The sequence below is a fragment of the Xenorhabdus kozodoii genome (genome assembly GCF_002632875.1).
GTDB lineage: Bacteria > Pseudomonadota > Gammaproteobacteria > Enterobacterales > Enterobacteriaceae > Xenorhabdus > Xenorhabdus kozodoii.
In genome coordinates this window covers 1-606 of the sequence record NZ_NJCX01000107.1, presented here as the reverse complement: position 1 = coordinate 606, position 606 = coordinate 1, and the positions used below count along the sequence as shown (strand labels likewise).

At 53.3% G+C, this 606-nt stretch carries 1 protein-coding gene; it reads right to left on the bottom strand.

Going from position 1 to position 606, the window contains the following annotated elements:
- Window positions 1-606 (bottom strand): C40 family peptidase (locus Xkoz_RS19340; protein WP_099143533.1); only part of this gene is annotated, 606 nt, incomplete at both ends.

Below are 606 nucleotides of genomic sequence, written 5' to 3'. Positions count from 1 at the left end.
TCGCTCCTGCCAGTATCCGCTATAATGCACACGGTTACTGAGCTGTCCGTACATGTGGTGTAACATCAGCCCATCACCTATGTATACCCCGGCATGATTGGGTTCGTTGGCCTGTACCTGCATAATGATCACATCACCCGCCTGCAATTCACCGCTGCACTCAGCAAAACCCGCCGATGCATAGTGTTTCATGTACAGATTTTCGCCACGTTCCCACCAGCCATCAGCACGGGCAAAATCAGGGATAGCAATATCGCGCTCCAGTCGATACCAGTCGCGCACAATGGCGTAGCAATCCCAAATACCGTGTACAAACGGGCGGCCAATCAGGGGTTTAATTCCCTCCGTGGGCATAATGGTGCGCATATCCCCCTCCGGCCATGAGACGATCACCCACGGGAGTTGTGACAGGTCACACTGGGCGATATCTAACTGGCTGGGTTGTGTTGTGGCATCCGGGTGACTGTGGACAATCGCAACAATAGTACCCAGATCCTCAGCATTGGCGTAATCCGTGGGGTGCAGACTGAATTGTTCTGTGGGTGAGGGAGCCGTGTTGCGACAGCGGATATATTGCTGTTTGCGGCTATTTTGAATCACCAGACC